This window comes from Caballeronia pedi (assembly GCF_001544915.2).
Classification (GTDB): domain Bacteria; phylum Pseudomonadota; class Gammaproteobacteria; order Burkholderiales; family Burkholderiaceae; genus Caballeronia; species Caballeronia pedi.
On record NZ_FCOE02000122.1, the window covers coordinates 1 to 1,046 of the forward strand.

Annotated in this window: 1 protein-coding gene; it reads right to left on the reverse strand. The window is 64.9% G+C overall.

The window, feature by feature from the left end; genetic code table 11:
- The coding region (locus tag AWB80_RS42785) for an AMP-binding protein (RefSeq protein WP_143328304.1) at positions 1-1,046 on the reverse strand (1,046 nt) is incomplete at both ends.

Consider the following 1,046-nt stretch of genomic DNA (forward strand, 5'->3'; position numbering starts at 1 on the left):
GAGCGCGTCTTCGGCAGGTTCTCGCCGAAGCGGATGTCCTTCGGCTTCGCGATCGGGCCGATCTCCTTGCCGACCCAGTTGCGCAGTTCAGTGGCGATCTGCTTGGCTTCGTCGCCTTCCGGACGCGAACGCTTCAGCACGACGAACGCAACCACGGCTTCACCCGTCGTATCGTCCGGCCGGCCGACGACCGCCGCTTCCGCGACCATCGGATTGGCGACCAGCGCCGACTCGATTTCCATCGTGCCGAGGCGGTGGCCCGAGACGTTCAGCACGTCATCGATGCGGCCCATGATCGTGAAGTAGCCGGTTTCCTTGTCGCGCACCGCGCCGTCGCCCGCGAGATACAGCTTGCCGCCGAGTTCTTCCGGGAAGTAGCTCGTCTGATATCGCTTCGGATCACCCCAGACGTTGCGCAACATCGACGGCCACGGGCGCTTCACCACCAGAATGCCGCCCTGCCCGTTCGGCACGTCCTGACCGGTTTCGTCGACGACCGCAGCCATGATGCCCGGCAGCGGCAATGTGCACGAACCCGGCACGAGCGGCGTCGCGCCCGGCAGCGGCGTGATCATGTGGCCGCCGGTTTCGGTCTGCCACCACGTATCGACGATCGGGCACTGGCCGCGTCCGACGTTCTCGTGATACCACATCCACGCTTCCGGATTGATCGGTTCGCCGACCGTGCCGAGAATGCGCAGCGTCGACAGGTCGTAGCTCTTCGGATGCACCTTCGCGTCCGCTTCCGATACCTTGATGAGCGAGCGGATGGCCGTGGGCGCCGTGTAGAAGATCGTGACCTTGTGGCGATCGATCATTTCCCAGAAGCGGCCGGCGTGCGGATACGTCGGCACGCCTTCGAACATCACCTGCGTCGCGCCGATCGCGAGCGGTCCGTACGCGATATAGCTATGCCCCGTGATCCAGCCGATGTCCGCCGTACACCAGAAGATGTCGCCCGGCTTCATGTCGAAGGTCCACTTCATCGTCTGCGCGCCCCACAGCAACACGCCCGCCGTGCTGTGCTGCACGCCCTTCGGCTTGCC